This is a genomic window from Catellatospora aurea, from assembly GCF_042663325.1.
GTDB classification, from domain to species: domain Bacteria; phylum Actinomycetota; class Actinomycetes; order Mycobacteriales; family Micromonosporaceae; genus Catellatospora; species Catellatospora aurea.
In genome coordinates this window covers 127,063-152,923 of sequence record NZ_JBHTAC010000013.1, presented here as the reverse complement: position 1 = coordinate 152,923, position 25,861 = coordinate 127,063, and the positions used below count along the sequence as shown (strand labels likewise).

The following is a 25,861-nucleotide window of genomic DNA, read 5'->3' as shown; positions in this document are numbered from 1 at the left end:
CGGCCGTCAGTCCGGCGCCAGCCCGGCGGCCTTGAGGATCTTCTTGCGCTCCTTGGCGGTCAGCCGGTCCACGTAGACCGTGCCGTCCAGGTGATCGCACTCGTGCTGCAGGCAGCGCGCGACCAGCTCCGTGCCCTCGATGCGCACCGGCTCGCCGTGCATGTCCACCCCGGTCACCACCGCGACCGCCGTACGCGCCACCTCCCCGCGCTGGCCCGGCACCGACAGGCAGCCCTCCCCGGACACCGCCAGCTCGCGCGGCGGCGGGGGCAGCTCCAGGACCGGGTTGACCACGTGGGCCACCACGTTCGGGCCGCCGGTCGTGTCGGGGCAGTCCATCACGAAGACGCGCAGGCCGACGCCGATCTGGTTCGCGGCCAGGCCGACCCCGTTCGCCGCGTACATGCTGGCGAACATGTCGGCGACCAGCCGGTGCAGGTCCGGCCCGAAGTCGGTGACCTGCGCCGTCGGCCGGTGCAGCACGGGCGTGCCGTACATGGTGATGTCCCGGGCGACCCCGGCCCCGACGGCCTGCCCGCTCATGCCGCGGTCCCGGCGGGCGGCAGCTCCCCGGTCTCCCGGGTGCCGCCCGAGCACGGCGCGCCGACCTCGGGCGCGGCGTTGCGGCGGGCGGCGTTGATGAAGAAGTCGATGCGCGGGTCGTCCGCGCTGTCCACCTTGAGCTGGTAGCCCCAGGCCTGCAGCGAGACCGCCTTGTCCTGGCCCGGGAACGGGCTCAGCATCAGGTAGTCGCGCCCGGACACCTTCGCCGCCAGCGCCCGGACGTCGCCGTCGCCGAGGCCGGGCCGGTAGGTGATCCACACCGCGCCGTGCTCCAGGCTGTGCACGGCCCGCTCGCTGGCGATCGGCGCGTCGTAGACGGCTCCCGAGCAGTTCTGCCAGGTGCCGTTGTGCTGCCCGCCGACCGGCGGCTGCTGCGGGTAGACCACCGCGCCCGGGGCGTGGTCCTGGCTCAGCTCACCCTCGGCCAGGTAGTTGCGCACCCCGTCGATCCCGGCGAGCTGCTGCTGCCACGTCCCCGTCGGCGGCTTCGCCGCCGGGCCGCCCGGCTCCTCGCTGCCGGGCCGCAGGTAGTAGAACAGCGCCCCGGCCACCCCGAGGCAGCAGCAGAGCAGCACGGCCACCCCGCCCGCGACCCACGCCCACACGGGCACCGCCGGCTTGCGCGGCGTATTCGTGTAATCCACCATGGCGCGGCCTCCCCAGGAACTCGATTCGCCGCGCCGATCCTATCGACCCCCACCTAGCTGTGCGGAAAGGAAGGGCACCTGCACATCGCCATAGGTAGTGGAAGGGCATCGTCGGCTCGCGTCAGCGAGACGAGCGGCAGCTCTTCCCAACCACGCGGGGCGGGAGGGGCAGGTCAGGCGGTGGGGAGGATGTCGAAGCCGGACAGGCCCTCGGGGCTCTCCTCGAAGACCGCGACGTCGTCGACGATGGCCAGCTCGGGGCCGTGCCGGGTCCAGGCGACGAGGCGGTCCACGCCGTCGGGCGTACCCTCGAAGACCGCCTCCACCGTGCGGTCGGGCCGGTTGCGCACCCACCCGGCGACGCCCGCCGCCCGCGCCTGCCGGCGGCAGGTGTCGCGGTAGTAGACGCCCTGCACCTCACCCGAGACCACAACCCGCCTGCGGATCATCCATCAACCGTAGACTGGCGGCATGGCCCGGCCCAACGAGGTCGTCGCGGCGGCGCTGCAGGAGTACGCCGATCTGATCGCGATCACCGGCGGTGACGCCTTCCGGGCCCGCACCTACGAGAAGGCCGCGCGGGGTGTGGCCGGTCACGCCACCGACGTGGCGACGCTCGACCTGAAGGGTCTGGAGCAGATCCCCGGCGTCGGCAAGTCGACCGCCGAGAAGATCGTCGAGTTCCTCACCACCGGCCGGATGGCGGCCCTGGAGCAGCTGCGGGCCAAGGTGCCCGCGGGAGTGCTGGAGCTGATCGCGATCCCGGGCCTGGGCCCGGCGAAGGCCATGGCGCTGCACCGCGAGCTGGGCGTCTCCTCGGTCGACGAGCTGGTGCACGCGATCGAGGCGGGACGGCTGAGCGGCCTGCGCGGGTTCGGGGCGAAGACCGCGGCGAACATCCTGCACGGCATCGAGGTGCTACGGCACAGCGGCGGCCGGGTGCTGGTCTCCGCGGCGCTGGAGGTCGCCGAGGAGGTCATCGCGGCGCTGTCGGCGTTGCCGGGGTGCGAGAAGTGCACGTACGCCGGGTCGCTGCGGCGCGGGCGGGACAGCATCGGCGACGTGGACGTCCTGGTCGCCTCCCGCGACTCGAAGCCGATCATGGCGGCGTTCACGGAGCTGCCGCTCGTCGGCGAGGTCATCGCGGGCGGCCCGGCGAAGACGTCGATCCGCACCACGACCGGGCTGCAGGTGGACCTGCGGGTCGTGCCGCCGGAGTCGTGGGGCGCGGCGCTGCAGTACTTCACCGGCTCCAAGGAGCACAACATCCGGGTACGCGAGATCGCCGTGCGCAAGGGCCTGAAGCTGTCCGAGTACGGGCTGTTCCGCGCCGAGGACGACACGCTGCTCGTCTCGGAGACCGAGGAGGAGGTGTACGAGCGGCTCGGCCTGCCCTGGATCGCGCCCACCCTGCGCGAGGACCGCGGCGAGGTGGCCGCCGCCCGCAACGGCACGCTGCCGGACCTGGTCACCGAGGCCGACATCCGGGGCGACCTGCACACGCACACGAACCTCACCGACGGGGTGTCCACGCTGGAGGAGATGCTGGCAGCCGCGCGGGCCCGCGGTTATCGCTACTACGCGGTCACCGACCATGCCAAGAACATGCCGATGCAGCGGATGACGGACGCGAAGATGCTCGCCCAGCGCAAGAAGCTTCAGGCGCTGGCCGAGGGCGGCAAGATGGCGCTGCTGCACGGCAGCGAGCTGAACATCGACCCGGACGGCGCGGTGGACTGGGACGCGGACTTCCTGGCCGGGTTCGACATCTGCGTCGCCTCGGTGCACTCGCATTTCACGCAGACTCCGGCGGAGCTGACCGAGCGGTTCGTGAAGGCGTGCGAGAACCCGTACGTCAACATCATCGGGCATCCGACCACGCGGTTGATCGGGCGGCGCAAGCCGGTCGAGCCCGACTGGGACGCCGTCTTCGACGCGGCCGCCGCGACCGGCACCGCGATGGAGGTGAACGCGTTCCCGGACCGGCTCGACCTGCCCGACGAGCTGATCATGCGGGCGCGCGAGCGCGGGGTGAAGTTCGCGATCAACACGGACGCGCACTCCACGGTGCACCTGGACATGCTGCGCTTCGGCATCGCGATCGCCCAGCGCGGCTGGCTGACCCCCGCCGACGTCATCAACACCTGGACGCTGACCAGGCTGAAGGCTTTCATCGCCGCCAAACGCCGCACGGCCTGACAGCCCGCCCCGCCTCGGGCGCCCCGCCCGGCCCGGGCGCAACTCTTAAAAAGTTGCGGTCACGTGCACCCGCCGAAGCCGCGACTCTTTAAGAGTTGCGGCAGGTGGGGGGTGGGGGTGGGGACGTGGTCAGGTGAGGTGGTCGGTTAGCCAGGTGGTGAGTTTGGTCCAGGCTTGGGTGGCGGTGGGGGCGTTGTAGCGGGCACCGGTGTCGTTGAAGAAGGCGTGGTTGACGTCGGGGTAGGTGACGATCTCGTACGTCAGGCCGGCTTTGCGCAGCGCGTCGCGGGCGGTGTCGCGGCTGGCGTTGACCCGGTCGTCGAGCTGGGCGTACACGCCGAGCACGGCGGCCTGGGGGGAGCCGGACAGGGAGGCGTCCGCGGGGAACGGGCCGTAGAAGGGGATGGCGGCTGACAGGCGGGGTTCGCCCGCGGCCAGCAGGGACCAGACCATGCCGCCGCCGAAGCAGAAGCCCGTCGCGCCGACGGTGTGCCCGGGGTTGCGCCGGAGCAGCTCGTCGATGCCGGCTCTCAGGTCGGCGATGAACCTGGCCGGCGGGGCGGCGTTGAGCGCGGCGGTGGCCTGGGCGGGGTCGGTGAACGTCGCGGTGCCGCCCTCCTCGGAGAGCAGGTCGATGGCGAGCGCGGACCAGCCCGCCGCGGCCAGCCGGCCCGCGATCGAGGCGATGTGCTCGGTGAGGCCCTTGTTCTCGTGGACCACCAGCATCGACCCCTTGGGGGTGACGGCGGCGGCCCAGCGCCCCTGCAGCTGCCCGTTCGGGCCGGGGAAGGTGATCGGCTCGGTGGGGGCCGGGCTGGGACCGGCCGGGCCGGTGATCGTCGGCGTCGGCGCCGCCTGCGGAGGTGTGGTGGTGCCGCGCTGGGCGTCGCACGCGGCCAGCAGCGGGGTCGCGACCGCCGCGCCGACGCCGAGCAGGCCCAGGCGGCGCAGCGCCTCGCGGCGGGAGATCAGACCGTCGGCGTAGTCGACGACGACCTCGCTCGACAGATATTCGCCCAACTCAGACATGTCTCATTCATACTCCCCCGACCGGGCGGGGTGCGGGAGCCGGGCCCGCGCACGCGGCGCGGGCCCGGCCGAGGCCGCCGGCGAGCGGATCAGCGCTCGTCGAGGCTGTCGACGATGTTCTGCCGCCAGGTGGCGTGGTAGTCGACGAGCGGGTCGAACTTCGGGCCGGTCCTGGGCGGGGTCAGGCGCAGCCGGTCGTCGAGGCTGATGCTGCGCCGGCCGACGGCCCACGCGGTGACCGGGTCGAACAGGATCTCGATCGCCGAGTTCCCGTCGGTCTGGCGGATCGCCAGCAGCTCGATGTCATCGATCATGACCTTGCCGGCGGTGAGCCCGTCCATGCCCTGGAACGCGCGCAGCAGCGCGGCCCGCAGTCGCGGGCTGAGCAGGATGTCGCAGCTCTGGTAGAGGTAGGTCATGGCGTCCCAGAGCTGATGGTCCTTGGTGAACGTCTCGTTGTCGGGGACGTCGGCCCGCAGCAGGGCCAGCAGCGCCTGCGGTTGCGTTGTCAGTCCGGCAAGCCACTGCGGGGTCGGCGACACGATGCTCGGGCCGTTGTCGCGCAGGAAGTTGCGGGCGTGCTCCAGGTCGCCCTCGCGGTCGGCGCGCCCGCTGTCGAACATGTTCTCGTCGCCGTTCAGCACCTTCAGCGGGATCATGCCCTGCGGGTCCAGCCACAACTCGCGCGGCTGGAACTCCACCGTCCCGGTCCAGCCGTCGGTGAGGTGGACGGCCCAGCCCTCGATGAGCACGTGGACGAACTGCCCTGCTCGCAGGTCGGCGGTCTGGGCGCGCTCGGCGGTGCGGGCGAGCTCTTCCAGCACCGCGATCGCCTCCGGGGTGGTCTTCGTCAGCGCGGGGTTCGTGCCCCGCACGGTGGGCAGTGGCTGGTGGGAGGCCTCGACCAGGGCGATGTTCGGGGTGGCGAACCGGTGGCCGCCGACACCGCCGACGGTCACCGCGCCGAGCGCGACCGCCGTCACGGTCAGGCCCGCGGCGACCGGGACCAGCCACCGGGCCGGCCGCCGCGGAGCCCGGCCGCGTGCGGCGGCCTGCCGGGCGCTGAGCAGGTACCAGGTGCGGGAGACGGACTCGTCGGACGGGTCGGGCGAGCCGGGGGGCAGGTCGCGGACCGCGGTGAGGTCGGCGTCGGTGCGGGTCATCGGGAACCTCCGGGGGCGGCGAGCGCGGACTTGATCTTCGTGCGGGCGCGGTGCAGCGCCGACTGCACCGAGCCCAGCGGGATGCCGAGCGCCTGGGCGATCTCGGCGTACTCCAGCTCGGCGACGGCGAACAGCAGCAGCACCTCGCGCTGGCGGCGGGGCAGCTTGGCCAGGGCGGTCGCGACGCGGGCCACGGCGCGCTGCGCGTCGACGCGCTCCGCGGAGCGGGCGTCCGGCGCGACCTCGTCAGCGGCGTGGAACTGGGCGGCGGCCACGGCGCGCAGCGCCCGGACCTCGGTGCGGCGGTGGCGGCGCAGCAGGTTGCCGCAGATGCCGTACAGCCAGGGCAGCATCGCGCCGCGGGTGCTGTCGTACTGGTGGCGCTGCTCGTACGCCACGAGGAAGGTCTGCGCCACGACGTCCTCGGCGACCTGCTCGCCGACCCGCCGGCCGGCGTAGCGGAGCAGGTCACGCGCGTACGCGTCGAACATCGCGCCGAGGTCCGCCGGGTCGGGCGGCTCGGCGGTCCCGGCCGGCGGGCCCGCGCCCGGCAGCGGGTCGTGCTTTGTCGTCACGGTCATGCCAGTACTTGCCCGCACGTGCCGGCCATGTTCCCGGCTCCTTCCGCCGTGCCCCGACCGGCCCGCGCTGCCCGGTTCTCGCCTCGCCCGGTCCTCGCGGCGTCCGGTTCTCGCGTCGGCCGGGACGCCGAGGCTACGGGTCGGCGCGGTGGCGCGCTCGCCCGCTTCCCGGAGCGTTTTCCGGACGACTGTCGCGTTTCCATGGACCGCTGGACGGGCGATGCGGGAGGCTGGACGGCATGAGTGCGGACGAGCGGGTATTCGTCATCGTCGGTGCGTCGCTGGCCGGGGCCAGGGCCGCCGAGGCGCTGCGGGCCGAGGGGTTCACCGGCCGGGTGCTGCTGATCGGGCAGGAGGAGGAGGTGCCCTACGAGCGGCCCCCGCTGTCCAAGGGCTTCCTGCAGGGCAAGGACCCGCGGGAGAAGGCGTATGTGCATCCGCGCGAGTGGTATGCCGAGCAGGGTATCGAGCTGATGCTCGGCCGCCGCGCGCTGGCGGTGAACCCGGCCGCCCGCACGGTGACGCTCGACTCCGACGAGCAGGTCTCGTACGACAAGCTGCTGCTGGCCACCGGCTCGAAGGTACGCACCCTCGACGTGCCGGGCGCGGACGCGGACGGGATCCACTACCTGCGCGCGTACCCCGACTCCGAGGCGCTGCGTCAAGCCCTGACGGTCGATCCGCGGCCGCAGGTCCTGGTCGTCGGCTCGGGATGGATCGGGCTGGAGATCGCGGCGGCGGCCCGGGGTTACGGCTGCCCGGTCACCGTCGTGACGCCCGACCGCGCTCCGCTGCGGCATGTGCTCGGCGACGAGCTGGCCGCGCTGTTCCGGGCGCTGCACGAGGCCAACGGGGTCGAGTTCCGGTTCGGCACCGGGGTGCGCGAGTTCGGCAGCCTCGACGGCGCGGTGCGCAGCGCGGTGCTCGACGACGGCACCGAGCTGGCCGCCGACCTCGTCGCCGTCGGCATCGGCATCCGGCCCGCCACCGAGCTGGCCGAGCAGGCAGGACTGGCCGTGGACAACGGCGTCGTCACCGACGCCGGCCTGCTCACCTCCGATCCGCACATCTACGCCTGCGGCGACGTGGCCTCATCCCTGAACCCCCTGCTGGACCGGCATCTGCGGACGGAGCACTGGGCCAACGCCCGCGCCGGCGGCAAGGCGGCCGGCAAGGCGATGGCCGGCCAGGAGGTGTCCTACGCGCAGGTGCCGTACTTCTTCACCGACCAGTACGACCTGGGCATGGAGTACTGCGGCTGGGCCGGCCCCGGCGACTACGCGCGGGTCGTCTTCCGCGGCGACCCGTCCCTACGCGACGGCAAGGCCCCCGAGGTGATCGCCTTCTGGCTCACCGACGACGACCGCGTCGTCGCCGCCATGAACATCAACATCTGGGACGTCCAGGACGACCTCTCCGCCCTCGTCAAAGCCGGCTTCGCCGGCACCCCCGCCGACCCCGCCCGCCTCACCGACCCGTCCGCCCCCCTCCCCGCCACCCTGTTGCGTTGATCATGAACTTATGGCACGGGTCGTCGGTGTGTCGCTGACATAACTTCATCGCCGACGGGCGGCCGCTGGCCGTGCTCAAGGGCGCCGAGCTGCCGGGAGGCGGCGTGCACCGGCCGTTCCAGCGGGAGAACGAGAGCTGGGCGGAGCTGGTGGTGCGGACCGGCCGGGCGATCATCGACATCGCGTACCGGCACGCGGGCGAGACGGTGGTGCTGGTCGGGCACAGCGAGACGGTCAACAGCTCGTTCCACGTCCTGGGGATGCAGCCGCTGCTGCGCGCCTTCGACACGGCGCTACCGGCAGGGCTACTGCGACGGCTTCAAGGACGCGAAGGAAGACTGCCAGCGCTCGTACGCCAGCCGCCAGTTCGACAACTGGAAGTTCGCCCAGGGGTATGAGGCCGGCTTCGGCGACGGCTGGGAGGCCGGGGTGGCCCGGTACTGCTAGCACCGCAGTCTCATGAGGACGGAGCAGCCGAGGGCGCCCCGACGTCGGGGCGCCCTCGCCATCGCGTACGGACCGCGGGTCAGTCCCGCGGGTACTCGAAGTTCTCCGGGGTCCACTGCTTCTCCTCGACGAGGACCAGCCAGTTGCCGGAGTTGTCGCGCATCACGGCCTCGACGCCGTACGGGCGGTCGGCCGGCTCCTGGAGGAACACCACACCCTTGGCGCTGAGCTCCTCGAACGTCTTGCGGCAGTCGTCGACGCTCAGCCCGAGCCCGCCCATGCCGCCCTTCTCCAGCTGGCGGCGTACGAAGTCGGCGGCGTCGGCGTCCAGCGGCGGCCCCGGCGTCATCAGCGTGACCTGGAGTTCGGGCTGGCTGGGGTGGCGGACGGTCACCCAGCGGAAGCCCTCGCCCATGGTGATGTCGGTGCCGGGCTGGAAGCCGAGCACGTCGACGTAGAAGTCGCGGGCCTTGTCCTGGTCGAGGCAGTACACCGTGACCAGCGAGATGTTTGTGATCATGTAGGAAAGCCTAGGACTCGGCGCTGAGCTGGGGCTTCTCCGAGATTGCACTGTCTGGTGGGTTCCGGTTCGGGTGGCCGGTGGTGCCGCCGAGGTCGAAGACGCCCCGCATGAACAGGTAGCAGCCGGGCACGTGCGGCTGGCCCCGGGCGGCCCAGCGGTCGCGGTAGCCCGTCGGGGTCTGGCCGGTCAGCGCCGTGAACCTGGTCGAGAACGAGCCGAGGCTGGCGAACCCGACGATCATGCACACCTCGGTCACCGTCAGGTTGGCCAGGCGCAGCAGGTCCTGGGCGCGCTCGATGCGGCGGCGGGTGAGGTAGCGGATCGGGGTCTCCCCGTACGTCGCCTCGAAGCAGCGGACGAAGTAGAACTTCGACACCCCGGCGACCCGGGCGAGCCGGTCGAGGTCGAGCGCCTCGGCGTAATGGCGGTCGATGTGGTCGCGCGCCCGCCGCAGGTGGGGCAGCAGTTCCACCGCCACCGGCCGGTTCAGCCTCGCCATGGGTCCGAGCCTAGAGCGGGCCGCTGACGAAATCGGCGATCGCGGGCCTATCGGTGGACTCGTGGGGCGACCGCGGACTCCGGCACGCGGCGGGAACCGGGCGAGGTGGCAGACTCGCGCGATGACCGATGGACTGGTGATCCCCGAACTGGATGCGGGACCGTTCCTGCTGCGCCCGTTCCGGCCCGGCGACCTGCCGCTGATCGAGGAGGCCGCCGCGGACCCGTACATCCCGGTCATCAGTTCGGTGCCGGTGCCGTACACCGAGGCTGCCGGGTTGGCGTTCGTCCAGCGGCAGCACGATCGGGCACGGGAGTGCGTCGGCTACTCCCTGGCGATCGCCGATCGGGACGGGGACCGGGCGGTCGGGCAGATCGGTCTGTGGGTCACCGAGCTGGCCGAGGGCCGGGCCGCGACCGGCTACTGGATCGCGCCCTCGGCGCGGGGGCGGGGAGCGGCCGGGCACGCGCTGGCGGCGGTGGCCCGCTGGGCGCTGACCGACCTCGCCATACCGCGAGTGCATTTGCACGTCGAGCCGTGGAACACCGCCTCGATCCGCACCGCCGAGCGCGCCGGGTTCCAGCGCGAGGGCCTGCTGCGCAGTTGGATGGAGCTGGGCGGGGTGCGCCGAGACATGCTGCTGTACGCCCGCGTGGCCGCCGACGGTCAGGCCGCGCCCACGGACTGACCGGTGCGCCGGTTCCGTGGCGCGCCGCGCGTGTGCCTGCGTTCCAGACGGCCGTGCGGGGCGCGCCCGGCTGCTGACGGCCCGCGCTCGGGTTCAGCCGTTGAGGGCGTCGAGCAGCAGGTCGCGGGCGGTGGCGTCGAAGGCGACGAGGCGGATGCGCGCCACGCGAGTCGGGGTGGACCGCAGGGTCGTGACCGCGATGCGGGCCGCGCGCTCGGCGGGGAAGCCGTACACGCCGGTGGCGATCGCGGGGAAGGCGATGCTGTCCGCGCCCAGCTCGTCGGCCACTTCGAGGCAGCGGCGGTAGCAGGAGGCGAGGGTGTCGTCCTCGCCGTACGTGCCGCCCTCCCAGACCGGGCCGACCGTGTGGATCACATGGCGGACCGGCGGATCCAGGTCGAACGCGGGCGTGGCCTTGGCGTCGCCGGGGTCGCAGGGCGCGATCGCCCCGCCCGCGCGGGCCAGTCCGGGCCCGGCGGCGCGATGGACCGCCCCGTCCACCCCGCCGCCGCCCAGCAGCGACTCGTTGGCCGCGGTCACGATGGCGTCGACGTCCTCGGCGGTGATGTCGCCGAGCACGACCTCGATGACGGTCATGCCGTCGATGATGTCACCGGAAGCCGACGGATGCCGCGCGGTATCGTCGCCGGATGGCCGCACCCCCGCAGCGATGGCCGCTGGCCCCCCGTGAGCTGGACGAACCGCATCCGTCCCGGCTCCGCGAGGACCACCCGGAGCGGTCCGAGATCCTGGCCCGGCACGCGGAGGCGCTGCGCGAGGGCTCGCCGGGTTACCTCGATCCCTCGTCGGGGCTGTTCGTGCTCAGCGCCGGCTTCCTCGCCAAGCGCGGTTTCTGCTGCACCCGGGGCTGCCGGCACTGCCCGTACGTGACCTGATCGGCAGAGGCAGGGCCTGAAGCGGGCCGGTCGGCGGGGCGGCTGCCGTGCCACGGTTCGGCTAGCCTGCGGTTCGTGATCGAGACGCGGCGAGCGGTGACAGCGGATGCGGCGGAACTGGTCAGGCTGCGGGCGGTGATGCTCGGCGCGATGGCGGGGCGGCCGGTCGAGCCGGGGCCGTGGCAGCAGGAGGCTGTGGCGCTGCTGCGCTCGCGGCTGGAGGAGCCGGAGCCGGTCATGGCGGCGTACGTGGTGGACGTGCCGGGCGGGGCGGGGCTGGCGGCGTGCGCCGTGGGCGCGATCGAGCTGCGGCTGGGCGGGCCGGGCAACCCGTCCGGGCGGACCGGGTACGTGTACAACGTGGTGACCGATGAGGCGTACCGCCGCCGGGGGTTCTCGCGGGCGTGCATGGAGGCGTTGCTGGGCTGGTTCGCCGAACGCGGCGTGTCGACGGTCGACCTGCGGGCCACGGCCGACGGCGAGCCGCTCTACCGGGCGCTGGGGTTCGCGCCGGTCTCGCACACCGCGCTGCGGCTGGCCGTCGGGCGGCGGTGACCTCGGCCGAAGCCTGCACCTCGCATGGTCGGTCGGGGGACGCGCCGGAAACCGCCGGGTGTGATGATGGCGCCAGATCTCAGCCGCGCCGGCGGTCGGGTCCCACGAGGTCCCCGGACGCGGCGCACCCACGCTGGGCACGACCTGGAGGCGTCAGGCGGGACCTGTCTCTGCATGGTGAGACAGGTCCCGGACTGTAACGCCCGTCGTTCTTCCTCCCACCGCAGCCCGGCCCGCATGCCGGGTTAATAAGGTGCCCTTCCTCTACGCATTTGCTTGGGAAGGTGCCCTTCCTTTGGGGGGAGGTTGAGGCGGCCGGTGAGGGTGGCGCGAAGGCGGAGCGTGGTGCCGGAGGGCGGGCTGGTCGGCAGGGTGGTGGCGGGGGCGGCGATGTCGAGGGCGATGGCGGGGTGGACGCGTAGACGCAGCCAGTGGAAAGGTTCGCCGGTCAGGGTGTTGGTGCGTAGTTCGGCGAGGCGGACGGTGCCGTGCAGGCGGGCTCGGGGGGTCGGTGTCCAGGACGGGTCGGCCTGGTGGGGGCGGGTGAGGCCGTCGCAGACGAGGCCGGGCGGGGTGGGGTCGTCCGGGGTGGGCGGCGGCTGCGGTTCGAGGGATTCGGCCAGGGCGGACAGCGTGAGCTGACCGCGCGGGAGGGCGCCGCCGGCGACGTGCAGGGCGGTGTGGTCCTCCAGATGGATCGCGACGGGGCAGAGCAGGCCGCCGTCGGTCTCGTCGAGCAGGTCCATGACCGCGGTGCGGTCGTCGATCAGGCGGATGTTCTCGCAGGCCACTGCCGCCGCGCCGCCGGCCAGTGAGGGCTGCACGTGGTGGATGCGGCCCCAGCGGGCCCGGGCCACCACCCGGGCGCCGGAGGCGTCGGTCCACACGTGGTCGCAGAAACGGCGGGAGTGGGGCACCGCCACGCCGTCGGTGACGACCGCCATGGTGAACCGTCGCAGGTCCGCTCGGGCGAGGTCGACGCCTATCGAAGCGAAAAGGCCTGTCACCTTGCCCTCCCCATCAAGGTCGGTCGGCCTACCAACGTACCCCGCAACCGAGGGCTGTCCCGTTGAACGCGCCACGGTACGGTGGGCACTCGGCGCACGCGGGAGACGGAGGCAGAGATGTTCTGGTGGAGGAGGCGAAAGTCGGCCGCCGGCAAGTGGATTGTCGTGGTCAGCCGCGTTCGTCCGCTTGACCCGAATGGTGGCGGACGGGACGAGCTGCGCTGGCCGGAGCAGCGCGATGCCGAGCACACCACCGAGTCCCGTGACGCCGCGGACAGCCTCGCGGGTCGGCTGACCGCCGCAGACGGCGTGCAGCGGGGCCAGCACCGGGTGAAGGTCCTCTTCACCGGTCACTGACCTGAACGGACACTCGGACGGTTTGTCCGAAAAAGACCTTTCACCCGTTTTGTAGTGACGGTGGCCGGCCGGGCCGCCGTCACTGGTCGGCGGGGCGCAACCGCCGCGGATCGGGATCGCGTTCGGGGAACCGCTGCAGGTACTCCAGCTCCAGCTCGCGGCTGCGCTGATCATGGTTGGCCAGCGCGTGGTCGGAGCCGTGCACGAACGTGTCGTGCCGCGTACGGTGCAGCGACGCCAGCTCGCGGGACAGCTCGTGGTTGCTCAGCGCAGCGGCGGGTATGCCGCTGCGGTCGGCCACGTCGGACCTCATCATGCACCTCCGGGTGGGTCAACCGGGCCGAACGGGCACGTCCGGCTCGGTACGATCACAGTGGGCATGTACCCACCGGTCGCGGTGGCTCACCTTTCCAGTCTGGCCTGCTCGGGTGGGCCGCACCGGCCGAACCGGGGCACGCCGGCCGAACGAGGCCGAATGAGGGGGTGCGCTGATGGCGGTGCGGACCGTACGCGAGGTGATGTCCGCGCCGGTGGTCAGCGTGGGCACCGCGACGCCGTACAAGGAGATCATCGACCTGCTGGCCGAGCACGGGATCAGCTCCGTGCCGGTGCTGGACCCCGGCGGCCTGGTGGTCGGCATCGTCTCCGAGGCCGACCTGCTGCACAAACTGGCCCTGAGCGGCGAGGAGCCGCAGCGGCACCTGTTCGAGCGGCGGCGGCGTGCGGTCGCCCGCGCCAAGGCCGAGGGCGATCAGGCCGAGGACCTGATGACCAGCCCGGTGATCACGGTCGCGCCGGACGCCTCCGTCGTGGCGGCCGCCCGCCGCATGGAGGACGAGCAGCTCAAGCGGCTGCCGGTGGTGGACGCCGAGGGCATGCTGGTGGGCATCGTGTCGCGGCGCGACCTGCTGCGCACGTACCGCCGCTCGGACGAGGCGATCCGGCACGACGTCGTGCACGACATCATCCAGGGCATGCTCTTCGTGCAGCCGCCCGAGATCGACGCGACCGTGGACGAAGGCGTGGTGACCTTGACCGGCGGCACCGGCCGGCGCAGCTCGGCCCAGATCACCGAGCGCCTGGTGCGCGGCGTGCCGGGCGTGGTCGACGTGGTCAACGCGCTGACCTTCGAGTACGACGACACCCCGCGGCTGGACAAGCGCTACGAGTTCAACGCCGAGGTGGATGGGCCCGAACGACCCCGCGACGGCACGCTGGGGATCGTCGAGTAGGCAGGATCGAAGGAGCGGGAGGCCCGATGCCGATCCAACGGGAGATGCGCAGCAAGCTGCGCTACCAGTCGAGTCAGACCAAGGAGCAGCTGCTCGGCATGGCCAAGAAGCTCAACGTCACCGGACGCTGGCACATGACCAAGGCCGAGTTGGTACGGGCCATCGAGAAGGCCAACAACACGGCGCGCCGCCACCGCGGCGACCAGGACTGATCAGGGAGACTCCAGCCGGTGCTGATTCCGCTCGCTCCCGGCGACCTCGCGCCGGGCTCACCCGTGCTGGCCGAGCTCGCGCAGCTGTACGCCGGCAACGCCGCATTCCACCGCCTCAGCGGCGAGTTCGGGCCGGACCCGGAGACCGTCAGCCCCGCCGAGGTGGCCGGCGCGCTCTCCGGCGAACTGGCGATGCCCGGCGTCGAGGTGCTCCTCGTGCGCGTGTCGCGCCCCGAAACCACTCCTGACGCGGGCGGCGAGTCGTTGGCCGGGGTGGTGGCGCTGCTGGACACGCACCCGGTAGACGGCTTTCCGTGGATCGGGCTGCTGATGGTCGACGCGCGGCGGCAGGGCCGCGGGCTGGGCCGGGAGGTGGCGGAGGAGGTCCACGAACGGCTGCGCCGCGCGGGCCGGCCCGGGGTGCGGCTGGCGGTGCTGGTGAACAACCCGGCCGCGCTCGCGTTCTGGACCAGGCTGGACTACACCGAGATCGACCGCCGACCGGACCTCCAGGCTGGCCGCGACTGCGTCGTGATGCACCGCGACCTGTGACCCCGGCGCCGCGCCGCCCCGCGCCGCCGCGCCGCAACTCTTAAAGAGGTGCGGTCTCGATCGCCCGTCGAAGCCGCACCTCTTTAAGAGTTGCGGCAGTGGGGTGGCCGTAGGCTGTCGAGGTGCAGCAGCGAATCCTCGGCCGGACGGGCCGGAATGTGAGCGTGGTCGGGCTCGGCGCGTGGCAGCTCGGCGCGGACTGGGGCAGCGTCAGTGAGGACGACGCCCTCGCGGTGCTCGCCACCGCCGTCGACGCGGGTGTGAACTTCATCGACACCGCCGACGTGTACGGCGACGGCCGCAGCGAGACCCTGATCGGACAGTTCTTGCGGCAGGGGGGCCTGCGGGAGCGGGGGGCCGACCACGGGATCACCGTGGCCACGAAGATGGGCCGCCGGGTCGCCCAGGAGGCCGCCAACTACAACATGGACAACTTCCGGGCCTGGAACGACCGGTCCCGGGCCAACCTCGGGGTGGACACGCTGGACCTGGTCCAGCTGCACTGCCCGCCGACCGAGGTCTACTCCGACGAGGCCGTCTACGACGCGCTGGACACCCTGGTCGAGGAGAAGCGCATCGCCGCGTACGGCGTGAGCGTGGAGACCTGCGACCAGGCGCTGACCGCGATCGCCCGGCCGCACGTGGCGTCCGTGCAGATCATCTTCAACGCCTTGCGGCTCAAGCCGCTGGAGCGGGTGCTGCCCGCCGCCGCGGCCGCCGGGGTGGGCATCATCGCCCGGGTGCCGCTGGCCAGCGGGCTGCTGTCGGGGCGCTACGACGAGCACACCACGTTCGCGGCGGACGACCACCGCACCTACAACCGCCACGGTGAGGCGTTCGACGTCGGCGAGACGTTCTCCGGCGTCGACTTCGCCACCGGCCTGGCCGCGGTGCGCCGCCTCGCCCCGCTGGTGCCGTCCGGCGCGACCATGGCCCAGTTCGCGCTACGCTGGATCATCGACCAGCCCGGCGTCACCGTGGTCATCCCCGGTGCCCGCAACCCCGAGCAGGCCCGCGCCAACGCCGCCGCCGCCGACCTGCCCGCCCTGCTGCCCGACCAGCTCCGCGTCGTCACCGAGGTCTACGACGACCTGATCCGCCCCCAGATCCACCACCGCTGGTAACCCCGGCGAAGGAAGGGCACCTTCTTAACGCTCCGCGTTGTAGAAGGTGCCCTTCCCATCCTTGCGGGGTCGCGATCTGTGGGAATGGGCCGTGTGGCGGCCGGTGGCGCTGTTGCGGCAGGGCGGCCGAAAGCGCCCCGGCTCAGTGCGCCGGTGCGAGGGGCAGCCGGAGCACGTTCCAGGACAGGGGCGGCAGGACGGCCGTGAGGCGTCCGTCCTCGACTTCCGGAACGGCCAGGGTCCGGGGCGTCACCCGGTCCGGTGCGGTCATCGTGTTCGCGGCAGCGGGATCATCGTCGGCGAGCACCGAGTGGACGGCGGGACCGCCCGCGGTGAAGCCGCCCAGGTGCACCGTCAGCGGCAGGTCCGCCGCCGGATCGCGGTTGACGGCGAAGACGGTGAGCACGCCGTCCTCGCCGTGCACGGCCGTGGCGTGCAGCAGCGGCACGTCGCCGAACTTCGGGGTCTCGTACGTCGGCGACTCGACGTGCAGTTGCAGCACCTGCCCGCGGCCGTACCGGGCGGCCTGGGCGAACGGGTGGAAGATGGTCTGCCGCCAGGCCGGGCCGCCGGGTTCGGTCATGATCGGGGCGATGACGTTGACGAGCTGCGCCAGGCAGGCCGCGGTGACCCGGTCGCAGTGGCGCAGCAGCGTGATCAGCAGGGTGCCGAAAACGACGGCGTCGGTGACCGTGTACACGTCCTCCAGCAGCCGCGGGGCCCGCGGCCACTCGCCCTGGCCGGGCCGCTGCCGGGACATGTACCAGATGTTCCACTCGTCGAACGACAGGGACAGCCGCTTCGCCGAGCGGTGCCGGGCGCGGGCCGCGTCGCACAGCGCGATCACGTCGGTGATGAACCGCTCCATGTCGCAGGCGCTGGCCAGGTAGGACGCCGGGTCGTTCGCCTCGGGGTCGTAGTAGGCGTGCAGGGAGATGTAGTCGACCTGGTCGTACGCGTGCGCGAGCACCGTCGACTCCCAGTCGCCGAACGTCGGCATGCCCGACCCGGAGCTGCCGCAGGCGATCAACCGCACCGACGGGTCGATCATCCGCATCAGCCGGGCGGTCTCGGCGGTCAGGCGGCCGTACTCGTCGGCGGTCTTGTGCCCGACCTGCCACGGCCCGTCCAGCTCGTTGCCCAGGCACCACAGCGCGATGCCGTACGGCTCCGGCGCGCCGTGCGCCCCGCGCAGGTCCGACAGCGTGGTGCCGCTCGGGTGGTTGCAGTACTCCAGCAGGTCGGCGGCCTCGGCGGGCCCCCGGGTGCCGAGGTTGACCGCCATCATCGCCTCCAGCCCGGCGGCCCGGGTGAACGCGGTGAACTCGCCGAGGCCGAACCGGTTGGTCTCGATCGTCCGCCAGGCGGGGTCGAGCCGCCGGGGCCGCAGGTCGGCGGGCCCGACGCCGTCCTCCCAGCGGTATGCCGACACGAAGTTGCCGCCCGGGTAGCGGACCATGGTCACGCCGAGCTCGCGGACCAGGGCCAGCACGTCGGTGCGCAGGCCGGCGGCGTCGGCGGCCGGGTGGTCGGGTTCGAACAGTCCGGTGTACACGCACCGGCCCAGGTGCTCGACGAACGAGCCGAACAGCAGCGGGTCGACCTCACCGACGGTGAAGTGCGGGTCGAGGAAGACTACGGCGGAACGGGGTGGCGGCATGACGGCCAGCTTCGCGTACCCGGCGTGCGCCGTCCACAGCCGCGAAACTATCGGCTCGTCCTGCCGCCACCCCGCCGGTGGCCGGGTTCAGTCGCGGGGGCGCGGGCTGGGGCGGCGGCGCAGCGTGGCGACGGCTCCGGCGGCCTGTGCCTTCAGGCGGGTGCCCTCCAGGCGGCGGGACAGCGCGGCGGCCAGCCACAGCGCGCCCGCGCCGAGCAGCAGCACGGTCAGGCCGGTGAGCACCAGCGTCGACGTGGACGGCCCGGAGGTGCCGGTGCGGGGCAGCTCGTCATCGCCGCCGCCACCGCCGTTGTGGTCGCCGCCGTCATCGCCGCCGTTGTCGTCATCGTCATCGTCATCGTCATCGTGGTGGGCCCCGGAGACGCCGGTCGTCGGGGTCGACGAGTCGGTGGGGCCGTCGGACGGCCACTCGGACGGAGCGGCGGACGGTGCGGTGGACGGGTCGGTGGGCGCGGTGGACGGGCTGTGCCCACCGGGCCCGGTCGGTGTCGCCGAGTGGGTGCCGTACCCGCGGTGCTTGGCGCGGTCGTCAGGGCCGGCGGTGCTCGGCGCGACGAACATGAACATCACCGAGGCGACCACCATCGCGGTGACCGCGGTCGCGACGGCGGCGAGCCAGGCCAGGCGGGACTGCTCTCGGGACATACGCATGGGTCGTCCTTCTCTGGCCGTCCGGGCGGGCGGCGGGTAGGAGGGCTGGCCGGGCTGCGGCACCACCTGGTCAACGCGCTTCTCCTGTCCCGGATACGTGTGATCAGGGATGGAACCGCACGAAACGGGCACTTGCCGTCCCGACCTCGGGGCCGTTTCCCGGCCGGTACGTCCCGAGTTGAGCCCGCGGAGCAAGGGGGACTCATGGCGGCGGATCCAGCGCAGGTGGCACGTCGGCGGCTTCGTCCCGGGCCGGTACTGGCGGTTGTCGCCGGGCTGGCCGGGGTGGGGCTGGCCGCCTGGTGGGCGACCGGCGGCGCGCCCGGCCCGGCGGCCGGGTTCGCCGACGACGGCCACGACCACGGTCCGCTGCTGGGGCGGCTGACGGCCGAGTTCACCGGGCTGGTCGGGCGGCAGGAGCTGACGCCGGGCTTCGCCGCGCTGGCCATGCTGGTCGCCCTGGCGCTGGGTGCGGGGCACGCGCTCGCCCCGGGGCACGGCAAGCTGCTGATGGCGACATACCTGGTGAACGAGCGGGGATCGCTGCGCCAGGCGGTGTCGGTGGCGGGCACGGTCGCGCTCACCCATACCGCCGGAGTCCTGGTCCTGGGAGTGGTGCTGGCGCTGCTGGGCATCGGCCTGCTGCTGACCCGGCTGCGCGACCGGTGGGAGCGGGCTCCCCGCGCCTGGATGGCGCACCGGGGGTGGCGGCTGCTGCCGCTGGTCACCTCGTCCGCGGTGATCCTGGTCGGGGTGGGTGTGGCGACCACGGCGCTGTTCGCCTGACCGTCGTTTGTAGAACCCCGTCAATCTGGCATGGACATTAACAGTTAAGAGAGTTAATAATCAGGGCCATCCATCCTTAGGAGGGCCCGTGACCAGAAGACCACTCGCACTCTCCGCCGCCCTGTCTCTGCTGGTCGCGGTCGGCGTCCTGGCCGTCGCCACCCCGGCCTCGGCGGCCAACCTGCTGGCCAACCCCGGTTTCGAGACCGGCACGCTGTCCCCGTGGAGCTGCACCGGCGGCCTCGGCTCCGTGGTCGGCACCCCGGTCCGTTCCGGCACCAAGGCGCTGCAGGGCGCGGCGTCGTCCTCGGACAACGCCAAGTGCAGCCAGACCGTCGCGGTGCAGCCGAACACGGCATACGCGCTGACCGGCTGGGTCCGCGGCAACTACGTCTACCTCGGCATCGACGGCGGCGCGTCCACCTGGACCCCCGGCGCGGCCGCGTTCACGCAGCTCACCGTCAACTTCACCACCGGCGCGTCGCAGACCAGCGTGGTCGTCTACACGCACGGCTGGTACGGCCAGGGCACCTACTTCGCCGACGACATCAGCCTCGACGGCCCCGGCGGCACCGGCGTGCCCGGGGTGCCCGGCAACCCGTCGGTCGGCACCATCACGAACACCTCGATCGCCCTGTCCTGGGGCGCGTCCAGCGGCACGGTCACCGGCTACCGGGTGTACGAGGGCACGACCGTGCGGGCCACCGTGACGGGCACCTCGACGACCATCACCGGCCTGGCCGCGTGCTCGGCGCACACCTACACCGTCGCCGCGTACAACGCCTCCGGCGAGTCGGCCAAGAGCGGCGGCGTCAGCGCCACCACCACGGGCTGCACCACGGTCCCGCCGACGCCGACCGGCCTGGCGGTCACCGGCACCACGAACACGTCGGTGTCGCTGTCCTGGTCCGCGTCCTCCGGCGCGACCGGCTACCGTGTGTACGAGGGCACCACGCAGGTCGCCACCGGCACCGGCACCACGGCCACGGTCAGCGGCCTGGCCACCTGCTCGGCGCACGCCTACACGGTCGCGGCGTACAACGCCTCCGGCGAGTCCGCCAAGAGCGGGGCGGTCAGCGCGACCACCACCGGCTGCGTCAACACCGGGCTGCCCAAGCACGCGCTCATCGGCTACCTGCACGCCAGCTTCGCCAACGGGTCCGGATACCTGCGGATGGCCGACGTGCCGTCCTCGTGGGACATCATCAACCTGGCCTTCGGCGAGCCGACCTCGGTGACCTCGGGTGACATCCGGTTCCGGCAGTGCCCGGTGGCCGAGTGCCCGAACGTCGAGAGCGAGGCCGACTTCATCGCCGCCATCCGGGCCAAGCAGGCCCAGGGCAAGAAGGTGCTGATTTCCATCGGCGGCGCGAACGGGCAGGTCCAGCTCACCTCGACCGCGGCCCGGGACACGTTCGTCAGCTCGGTCAGCGCCATCATCGACAAGTACGGCCTGAACGGTCTCGACATCGACTTCGAGGGCCACTCGCTGTACCTCAACGCCGGTGACGGCGACATCCGGAACCCGACGACCCCGGTCATCGTGAACCTGATCTCGGCGCTGCGCACGCTGAAGGCGCGGTACGGCTCGGGCTTCATCCTGACGATGGCCCCGGAGACGTTCTTCGTGCAGCTCGGGTACCAGTTCTACGGCGGCACGTGCAGCGGCTGCGACAACCGGGCCGGGTCGTACCTGCCGGTGATCTACGCGCTGCGCAACGACATCACGGTGCTGCACGTGCAGGACTACAACTCGGGTCCGATCATGGGGCTGGACAACCAGTACCACAACATGGGCGCGGCGGACTTCCACATCGCCATGACCGACATGCTGGCCGCGGGCTTCCCGGTGGCCAACACGGGCGTCACGTTCCCCGCGCTGCGCGAGGACCAGATCGCGTTCGGCGTGCCGGCCGCGGTCAGCGCCGGTGGCGGATACACCACCCCCGCCCAGGTCCAGCAGGCCGTCAACTGCCTGGTCAAGAACCAGAACTGCGGCGGCTACACCCTGCGCGGCGGCACCAGCCCCGACTTCCGCGGCCTGATGACCTGGTCCATCAACTGGGACCGCTACTACAACTGGGAGTTCTCCAACTCCCACGAACCCTTCCTCAACGCCCTCCCGTAACCCCCGCTCCACCCCGAGCCCCGCCGCGGCCCTCCAGCCCGGCGGGGCTCCCGCTTTCGCTGCGTTGATCATGAACTTATGGCACGGCTCGACGGCGTGTCGCTGCCACAACTTCATGATCGACGAGGTGGGTGGGCGCAGCGGTCAGTCGAGGAGGTGGAGGCGTTTCATGTCCATGCCGCCTAGGCCGCGTGGTATGTCGGGATCCGAGTGGAGGTCCTTGCCGGCGCTGACGGCGTCGCTGGTACTGGTGCGCTCGTGCTCGCTGGCGAAGTCGGCCTCCTCGGCGAGTACCTCGTCCAAGCTCAACGATTCGCGCAGTTCAGGCTGCATGTGGCCATTGTCCGCCCGCCCGAGGGTTCGAGATCGCCCGATCGGGGAATCCCACAGTCGGCCCCGCCCCATCCGCCTGGCATCGATCATGAAGTTAGGGCAGCGACACGCCGTCGAACCTTGCCATAAGTTCATGATCAACGTGAAAGAACGGGGTGGGGGTGCGGTTGGGGGAGTAGGTTGGGCGGTCTCACGGGCCGGTGGTGGATGGGCGGGGGTGAGTGCGGTGGTGCAGGTGGTGCGGGACGCGGGGGTGCGGATCGCGGATCGGGCGGAGGCCGAGGGGTACGTCGCCAAGGTGTGCTTCAAGACGGGGCCGCCGGGGCGGGTGGGCATCGAGCTGGAGTGGACCACGCACCACCTGGACGATCCGGCGCGGCCGGTCGATCCGGGGGTCCTCGGCTCGGCGCTGGGCGAGCACGCCCCGCGCAGCCTGGTGCCGGACAGCCCGCAGACTCCGCTGCCGTACGGCGGCCGGGTCACCCTCGAACCGGGCGGGCAGGTGGAGATCTCCACCGATACCAGCGACTCCCTCGCCGGGCTGCTCGACGCCACCATGGCGGATCTTCAGCAGCTGACCGGCCTCCTCGACCGCGCGGGCCTGGCACTGGACGGGCAGGGCTGCGACGCCCACCGGCGGCCGGGCCGCATCCTCGACACGCCGCGGTACGCGACCATGGAGCGCGTCTTCGACCGCTTCGGCCCGTACGGCAGGCAGTGGATGTGCGGGACGGCCAGCGTGCAGGTGTGCCTCGACGCGGGACTGCCCGAGCGGGTCGCGCCGCGCTGGCGGGCGCTGCACGCGGTGGGCCCGGCGCTGGTCGCCGCGTTCGCCAACTCGGCGCGTGCCGCGGGCACGGACACCGGCTGGGCGTCGGCCCGGATGCGGGCCTGCCTGGCCGCCGACCCGATGCGCAACGGGCCGCCGGCCGACGACGCCGATCCGGTGGCCGGCTGGGCGCGGCGGGTGCTGGACACACCCGTGCTGTGCGTACGCCGCGACGACGGCTCGTGGGACGTCCCGCCCGGGATCACGTTCGCGGACTGGATCGGCGGCGCGATGACGCCCGCACCGACCTATGCGGACCTCGACTACCACGTGAGCACGATGTTCCCGCCGGTACGCGCCCGCGGCTACTTCGAGGTGCGCTACCTGGACATGCAGTCCGGTCTGGACTGGGTGGCCCCGGTCGCGGTGCTGGTGGCGCTGTTCGCCCGGGAGGAGACCGTCGACGCGGCGGCGGCGCTGGCCGCGCCCGCGGCGGGGCGCTGGGTGCAGGCGGCCCGGCACGGCCTGGCCGATCCGGCGATCGCCGCGGTCGCGCCGCGCCTGCTGGACCTGGCCTGCGGCGCACTGGAGCACACCGACCTGCCGCCCGCGACCGTCGAGGCGGTGGCGGCCGTGGTGGAGCGGCGGCTGCGCGAAGGAGGACTGAGATGAGCACCGGACTGCGGGAGCGGGCCGCCGCCGAACTGACCCGGACCAGGCAGCGCAGTGTCGGGCTGACCGACGCGGTGGACGACGACGACCTGGTGCGCCAGCACTCCCGGCTGATGTCGCCGCTGGTCTGGGACCTGGCGCACATCGGCAACCAGGAGGAGCTGTGGCTGGTGCGCGACGTGGGCGGCCGCGAGCCGGTCCGCGCCGACATCGACCAGCTCTACGACGCGTTCAAGCACCCGCGTGGCGAGCGCCCGCAGCTGCCGCTGCTGGGACCGGCGCAGGCGCGGGAGTACGTGCGCACCGTGCGCGAGAAGGTGCTGGACCTGCTCGACTCGGTGGAGCTGGCGGGCCGTCCGCTGGTGGAGCAGGGCTTCGCCTTCGGGATGATCATCCAGCATGAGCAGCAGCACGACGAGACGATGCTGGCCACGCACCAGCTGCGCACCGGCGACCCGGTGCTGGTGGCCGAACCGGCTCCGCGCTCGCGGGTGATCGTCGCGGGCGAGGCGCTGATCCCTGGCGGCCCGTTCGAGATGGGCACCTCGCTGGAGCCGTGGGCGCTGGACAACGAGCGGCCCGCGCACGCCGTCGAGGTGCCGCCGTTCTTCATCGACCGCGCCCCGGTCACCAACGCGATGTACCAGGCGTTCATCGACGCGGGCGGGTACGACGACCCGCGCTGGTGGACGGAGCGGGGCTGGGCGCACCGGCAGGAGGCCGGACTGGCCGGGCCGGCGCACTGGCACGGCGACGGCACGTACACCCGGTTCGGGCGGCGGGAGCCGATCGTGGGCGACGAGCCGGTGGTGCACGTGAACTGGCACGAGGCGAGCGCGTACGCGACTTGGGCCGGGCGGCGGCTGCCCACCGAGGCCGAGTGGGAGAAGGCGGCCCGCCTCGACCCGGCGACCGGGCGCTCGCGGCGCTACCCGTGGGGCGACGACGATCCGACGCCCGAGCACGCGAACCTCGGCCAGCGGCACCTGTCGCCCGCGCCGGTCGGCGCGTACCCGGCCGGGGCCTCGCCCGCGGGTGTGCACCAGCTCATCGGCGACGTGTGGGAGTGGACGAGTTCGCCGTTCGGCGGCTACCCGGGGTTCCGGGCGTTCCCGTACCGGGAGTACTCCGAGGTGTTCTTCGGCGACGACTACCGGGTGCTGCGCGGCGGCTCGTTCGGCACCGACGCGGCGGCCGTGCGGGGCACGTTCCGCAACTGGGACTACCCGATCCGGCGGCAGATCTTCAGCGGCTTCCGCTGCGCCCGCGACCCGCGACCGGGGGAGCTGGCCGCCTGATGTGCCGCCACCTGGTCTATCTCGGTCCGCCGGTGCCGCTGGCGGCCCTGCTGGTGGAGCCGCCGTACGGGCTGCAGCACCAGTCCTGGGCGCCCCGCGACATGCGCGGCGGCGGGACGATCAACGTGGACGGTTTCGGGGTGGGCTGGTACACCTCCGCCGGACCGGTGCGCTACCGGCGCGCGGTGCCGATCTGGACGGACCGCAACTTCGCCGCGATCGCCCGGGTCACGGTCACCGGCTCGCTGCTGGCGGCGGTGCGCTCGGCGACGCCGGGCCTGACGGTCACCGACGACGCCTGCGCGCCGTTCAGCGGCGACGGCTGGTTCTTCAGCCACAACGGTTTCGTCGCGGGCTGGCCGGACACGGTGGCGAAGCTCGCCGAGCGGCTGCCGGTGACGGACCTGATGACGATGGACGCGCCCACGGACGCCGCGTTCGTGTGGGTGCTGGTGCGCAACCGCCTGCGCGCCGGGTACGGCCCGGCGGACGCGTTGCGCGCGACGGTGGCGGAGGTGAGCGCCGCCGCGCACGGCTCCCGGCTGAACCTGCTGCTCACCGACGGAGACAAGGCGTACGCGACGACCTTCGGGCACGCGCTGGCGGTCCACCACTCGCCCGGTCGGGTGGTGGTCGCCTCCGAGCCCTTCGACGACGACCCCGGCTGGGTGCAGGTGCCCGACCGCCGACTGGTGGTGGCGCACCCGGCCTCGTACACCGTGGAGGAATCATGAAGCTCGACGTGTACCTCACACCCGACGACCTGAGCGAGCAGCTGCGCGAGGACGCCCGCGAGGGGCTGACCTCGTCGCCGAAGTGGCTGCCGCCGAAGTACTTCTACGACGCGTACGGCAGCGACCTGTTCGAACGCATCACCAAGCTGCCCGAGTACTACCCGACCCGCGCCGAGCGCGCGGTGCTGGCCGAGCACGCCGCCGACATCGCTCGGGAGACCGGCGTGAAGACGCTGGTGGAGCTGGGTTCGGGCTCGTCGGACAAGACCCGGCTGCTGCTGGACGCCATGCACGACACAGGCACGCTGGCCCAGTTCGTGCCGCTGGACGTGTCGGAGACGGCGCTGCGCTCGGCCGCCAAGGCGATCGACGGCGACTACCCGGACCTGGAGGTGCACGGCATCGTCGGCGACTTCAGCCACGACCTGCACCGCATCCCCGAGGGTGGCCGCCGGATGGTGGTGTTCCTGGGCGGCACCATCGGCAACCTGCCCCCGCTGGAGCGGGCCGCGTTCCTGGAGGAGCTGCGCGACGTGCTGCACGAGGGCGAGTGGCTGCTGCTCGGCACCGACCTGGTCAAGGACCCGCAGACGCTGGTCGCGGCGTACGACGACGCGGCTGGGGTGACCGCGGAGTTCAACCTCAACGTGCTGCGGGTGCTCAACCGCAACCTGGGCGCGGACTTCGACCTGACCGCGTTCGAGCACGTGGCGCTGTGGGACCCGAAGCACAACTGGATCGAGATGCGGCTGCGGGCCACCCGGGACATGCGGGTGGAGGTGCCCTCGCTCGACCTGGACGTGGACTTCAAGGCGGGGGAGGAGCTGCGCACCGAGGTGTCGGCGAAGTTCGACCGGGTGCGGGTCGAGGCGGAGCTGTCCCGGGCCGGCTTCGAGGCGGCGCGCTGGTGGACCGACCCGCAGGGCCGCTTCGCGGTGACGCTGGCGCGGGCGGTGGAGTAGCCGGTTCGGCCCCTGCGCCGCTGCGTCGGTGGTGAGAATGTCGGGTATGGGGGATCTGCGG

The 25,861-nt window shown here is 72.5% G+C and carries 31 protein-coding genes; 17 read left to right on the top strand and 14 right to left on the bottom strand.

The window, feature by feature from the left end; genetic code table 11:
- Positions 1-6 precede the first annotated feature (6 nt).
- The 3 genes from def to ACFQO7_RS15580 form a co-directional block, all read right to left on the bottom strand.
- Positions 7-543 carry a peptide deformylase gene (def, locus tag ACFQO7_RS15590; protein ID WP_376806996.1) on the bottom strand — a complete coding sequence of 179 codons (537 nt, stop codon included), beginning with the start codon at positions 541-543 and terminating at the stop codon, positions 7-9.
- A complete protein-coding gene (locus ACFQO7_RS15585) occupies positions 540-1,211 on the bottom strand; it encodes a DUF3105 domain-containing protein (RefSeq protein ID WP_376806995.1) in 672 nt (223 codons plus the stop codon). Before ACFQO7_RS15585 ends, def begins: the two co-directional genes overlap by 4 nt.
- 173 nt (positions 1,212-1,384) lie before the next feature.
- Positions 1,385-1,660: an acylphosphatase gene (locus ACFQO7_RS15580; RefSeq protein ID WP_376806994.1), complete on the bottom strand. Its 276-nt coding sequence runs from the start codon at positions 1,658-1,660 to the stop codon at positions 1,385-1,387.
- Between the two features lie 22 nt (positions 1,661-1,682).
- On the opposite strand from ACFQO7_RS15580, the gene polX reads away from it, so the two are divergent.
- Positions 1,683-3,410 carry a DNA polymerase/3'-5' exonuclease PolX gene (polX, locus tag ACFQO7_RS15575; RefSeq protein ID WP_376806993.1) on the top strand — a complete coding sequence of 576 codons (1,728 nt, stop codon included), beginning with the start codon at positions 1,683-1,685 and terminating at the stop codon, positions 3,408-3,410.
- A 129-nt stretch (positions 3,411-3,539) separates the two neighbouring features.
- Here polX and ACFQO7_RS15570 read toward each other — a convergent pair whose 3' ends face one another.
- The 3 genes from ACFQO7_RS15570 to ACFQO7_RS15560 all read right to left on the bottom strand — a co-directional run bounded on the left by ACFQO7_RS15570 (position 3,540) and on the right by ACFQO7_RS15560 (position 6,183).
- Positions 3,540-4,439: a dienelactone hydrolase family protein gene (locus tag ACFQO7_RS15570; RefSeq protein WP_376806992.1), complete on the bottom strand. Its 900-nt coding sequence runs from the start codon at positions 4,437-4,439 to the stop codon at positions 3,540-3,542.
- An 89-nt stretch (positions 4,440-4,528) separates the two neighbouring features.
- Entirely contained in the window at positions 4,529-5,602 is a 1,074-nt protein-coding gene (locus ACFQO7_RS15565; protein WP_376806991.1) for a hypothetical protein, read from the bottom strand.
- Entirely contained in the window at positions 5,599-6,183 is a 585-nt protein-coding gene (locus ACFQO7_RS15560; RefSeq protein ID WP_376806990.1) for an RNA polymerase sigma factor, read from the bottom strand. Before ACFQO7_RS15560 ends, ACFQO7_RS15565 begins: the two co-directional genes overlap by 4 nt.
- 239 nt (positions 6,184-6,422) lie before the next feature.
- On the opposite strand from ACFQO7_RS15560, the gene ACFQO7_RS15555 reads away from it, so the two are divergent.
- Positions 6,423-7,694 carry an NAD(P)/FAD-dependent oxidoreductase gene (locus ACFQO7_RS15555; protein WP_376806989.1) on the top strand — a complete coding sequence of 424 codons (1,272 nt, stop codon included), beginning with the start codon at positions 6,423-6,425 and terminating at the stop codon, positions 7,692-7,694.
- Positions 7,695-7,798: 104 nt separating this feature from the next.
- Positions 7,799-8,092 carry a histidine phosphatase family protein gene (locus tag ACFQO7_RS15550; protein ID WP_376806988.1) on the top strand — a complete coding sequence of 98 codons (294 nt, stop codon included), beginning with the start codon at positions 7,799-7,801 and terminating at the stop codon, positions 8,090-8,092.
- Positions 8,093-8,220: 128 nt separating this feature from the next.
- Here ACFQO7_RS15550 and ACFQO7_RS15545 read toward each other — a convergent pair whose 3' ends face one another.
- The gene (locus ACFQO7_RS15545; protein WP_376806987.1) at positions 8,221-8,661 is read right to left on the bottom strand and encodes a VOC family protein; all 441 of its coding nucleotides are present in this window, start codon (positions 8,659-8,661) and stop codon (positions 8,221-8,223) included.
- 10 nt (positions 8,662-8,671) lie between these two features.
- Positions 8,672-9,163: a helix-turn-helix transcriptional regulator gene (locus tag ACFQO7_RS15540; RefSeq protein ID WP_376806986.1), complete on the bottom strand. Its 492-nt coding sequence runs from the start codon at positions 9,161-9,163 to the stop codon at positions 8,672-8,674.
- A gap of 121 nt (positions 9,164-9,284) precedes the next feature.
- On the opposite strand from ACFQO7_RS15540, the gene ACFQO7_RS15535 reads away from it, so the two are divergent.
- A complete protein-coding gene (locus ACFQO7_RS15535) occupies positions 9,285-9,851 on the top strand; it encodes a GNAT family N-acetyltransferase (protein ID WP_376806985.1) in 567 nt (188 codons plus the stop codon).
- Between the two features lie 93 nt (positions 9,852-9,944).
- Here ACFQO7_RS15535 and ACFQO7_RS15530 read toward each other — a convergent pair whose 3' ends face one another.
- Positions 9,945-10,448, bottom strand: coding sequence for a macro domain-containing protein (locus ACFQO7_RS15530; protein ID WP_361052398.1), 504 nt, complete (start codon positions 10,446-10,448; stop codon positions 9,945-9,947).
- Positions 10,449-10,501: 53 nt separating this feature from the next.
- Between ACFQO7_RS15530 and ACFQO7_RS15525 the strand changes: the two genes are divergently transcribed.
- Positions 10,502-10,747, top strand: a complete 246-nt coding sequence (locus tag ACFQO7_RS15525) for a DUF5522 domain-containing protein (protein ID WP_376806984.1) — start codon at positions 10,502-10,504, stop codon at positions 10,745-10,747.
- A 75-nt stretch (positions 10,748-10,822) separates the two neighbouring features.
- Positions 10,823-11,302, top strand: coding sequence for a GNAT family N-acetyltransferase (locus tag ACFQO7_RS15520; RefSeq protein WP_376806983.1), 480 nt, complete (start codon positions 10,823-10,825; stop codon positions 11,300-11,302).
- Positions 11,303-11,547: 245 nt separating this feature from the next.
- Here the strand turns inward: ACFQO7_RS15520 and ACFQO7_RS15515 are convergent, their stop codons facing one another.
- Positions 11,548-12,309 (bottom strand): hypothetical protein, encoded by a 762-nt coding sequence (locus tag ACFQO7_RS15515; RefSeq protein WP_376806982.1) that lies wholly within the window; start codon positions 12,307-12,309, stop codon positions 11,548-11,550.
- 117 nt (positions 12,310-12,426) lie between these two features.
- Between ACFQO7_RS15515 and ACFQO7_RS15510 the strand changes: the two genes are divergently transcribed.
- On the top strand, positions 12,427-12,666 hold the full coding sequence (locus tag ACFQO7_RS15510; protein ID WP_360528459.1) for a hypothetical protein: 240 nt from the start codon (positions 12,427-12,429) through the stop codon (positions 12,664-12,666).
- A gap of 79 nt (positions 12,667-12,745) precedes the next feature.
- Here the strand turns inward: ACFQO7_RS15510 and ACFQO7_RS15505 are convergent, their stop codons facing one another.
- Complete coding sequence (locus ACFQO7_RS15505) at positions 12,746-12,979, bottom strand: DUF6158 family protein (RefSeq protein WP_239167130.1); 234 nt, start codon at positions 12,977-12,979, stop codon at positions 12,746-12,748.
- A 178-nt stretch (positions 12,980-13,157) separates the two neighbouring features.
- Between ACFQO7_RS15505 and ACFQO7_RS15500 the strand changes: the two genes are divergently transcribed.
- From ACFQO7_RS15500 to ACFQO7_RS15485, 4 genes are all read left to right on the top strand, one after another.
- Positions 13,158-13,898, top strand: a complete 741-nt coding sequence (locus ACFQO7_RS15500; protein ID WP_376806981.1) for a CBS domain-containing protein — start codon at positions 13,158-13,160, stop codon at positions 13,896-13,898.
- 26 nt (positions 13,899-13,924) lie between these two features.
- Positions 13,925-14,110, top strand: coding sequence for a hypothetical protein (locus ACFQO7_RS15495; RefSeq protein WP_360528465.1), 186 nt, complete (start codon positions 13,925-13,927; stop codon positions 14,108-14,110).
- An 18-nt stretch (positions 14,111-14,128) separates the two neighbouring features.
- Entirely contained in the window at positions 14,129-14,662 is a 534-nt protein-coding gene (locus ACFQO7_RS15490) for a GNAT family N-acetyltransferase (protein ID WP_360528468.1), read from the top strand.
- A gap of 122 nt (positions 14,663-14,784) precedes the next feature.
- Positions 14,785-15,786 carry an aldo/keto reductase gene (locus ACFQO7_RS15485; protein WP_376806980.1) on the top strand — a complete coding sequence of 334 codons (1,002 nt, stop codon included), beginning with the start codon at positions 14,785-14,787 and terminating at the stop codon, positions 15,784-15,786.
- 142 nt (positions 15,787-15,928) lie between these two features.
- Here ACFQO7_RS15485 and arfA read toward each other — a convergent pair whose 3' ends face one another.
- Both arfA and ACFQO7_RS15475 read right to left on the bottom strand, forming a co-directional pair.
- Positions 15,929-17,446: an arabinosylfuranosidase ArfA gene (gene arfA / locus ACFQO7_RS15480; RefSeq protein WP_376806979.1), complete on the bottom strand. Its 1,518-nt coding sequence runs from the start codon at positions 17,444-17,446 to the stop codon at positions 15,929-15,931.
- Positions 17,447-17,533: 87 nt separating this feature from the next.
- Positions 17,534-18,118: a hypothetical protein gene (locus ACFQO7_RS15475; RefSeq protein ID WP_376806978.1), complete on the bottom strand. Its 585-nt coding sequence runs from the start codon at positions 18,116-18,118 to the stop codon at positions 17,534-17,536.
- 204 nt (positions 18,119-18,322) lie between these two features.
- On the opposite strand from ACFQO7_RS15475, the gene ACFQO7_RS15470 reads away from it, so the two are divergent.
- Together ACFQO7_RS15470 and ACFQO7_RS15465 are read left to right on the top strand one after the other, a co-directional pair.
- Positions 18,323-18,904, top strand: coding sequence for a hypothetical protein (locus tag ACFQO7_RS15470; RefSeq protein ID WP_376806977.1), 582 nt, complete (start codon positions 18,323-18,325; stop codon positions 18,902-18,904).
- Between the two features lie 88 nt (positions 18,905-18,992).
- Positions 18,993-21,032 (top strand): fibronectin type III domain-containing protein, encoded by a 2,040-nt coding sequence (locus ACFQO7_RS15465; RefSeq protein WP_376806976.1) that lies wholly within the window; start codon positions 18,993-18,995, stop codon positions 21,030-21,032.
- Between the two features lie 144 nt (positions 21,033-21,176).
- Here the strand turns inward: ACFQO7_RS15465 and ACFQO7_RS15460 are convergent, their stop codons facing one another.
- Positions 21,177-21,365, bottom strand: coding sequence for a hypothetical protein (locus tag ACFQO7_RS15460; protein WP_360528485.1), 189 nt, complete (start codon positions 21,363-21,365; stop codon positions 21,177-21,179).
- Positions 21,366-21,582: 217 nt separating this feature from the next.
- Between ACFQO7_RS15460 and ACFQO7_RS15455 the strand changes: the two genes are divergently transcribed.
- The 4 genes from ACFQO7_RS15455 to egtD are packed head-to-tail and all read left to right on the top strand — an operon-like array spanning position 21,583 to position 25,800.
- Positions 21,583-22,806: a glutamate-cysteine ligase family protein gene (locus ACFQO7_RS15455; protein WP_376806975.1), complete on the top strand. Its 1,224-nt coding sequence runs from the start codon at positions 21,583-21,585 to the stop codon at positions 22,804-22,806.
- Complete coding sequence (gene egtB, locus ACFQO7_RS15450) at positions 22,803-24,104, top strand: ergothioneine biosynthesis protein EgtB (RefSeq protein WP_376806974.1); 1,302 nt, start codon at positions 22,803-22,805, stop codon at positions 24,102-24,104. Before ACFQO7_RS15455 ends, egtB begins: the two co-directional genes overlap by 4 nt.
- A complete protein-coding gene (gene egtC / locus ACFQO7_RS15445) occupies positions 24,104-24,838 on the top strand; it encodes an ergothioneine biosynthesis protein EgtC (protein WP_360528494.1) in 735 nt (244 codons plus the stop codon). The genes egtB and egtC overlap by 1 nt, the downstream gene beginning before the upstream one ends.
- On the top strand, positions 24,835-25,800 hold the full coding sequence (gene egtD / locus ACFQO7_RS15440) for an L-histidine N(alpha)-methyltransferase (RefSeq protein WP_376806973.1): 966 nt from the start codon (positions 24,835-24,837) through the stop codon (positions 25,798-25,800). Before egtC ends, egtD begins: the two co-directional genes overlap by 4 nt.
- The last annotated feature ends 61 nt before the right edge of the window (positions 25,801-25,861 follow it).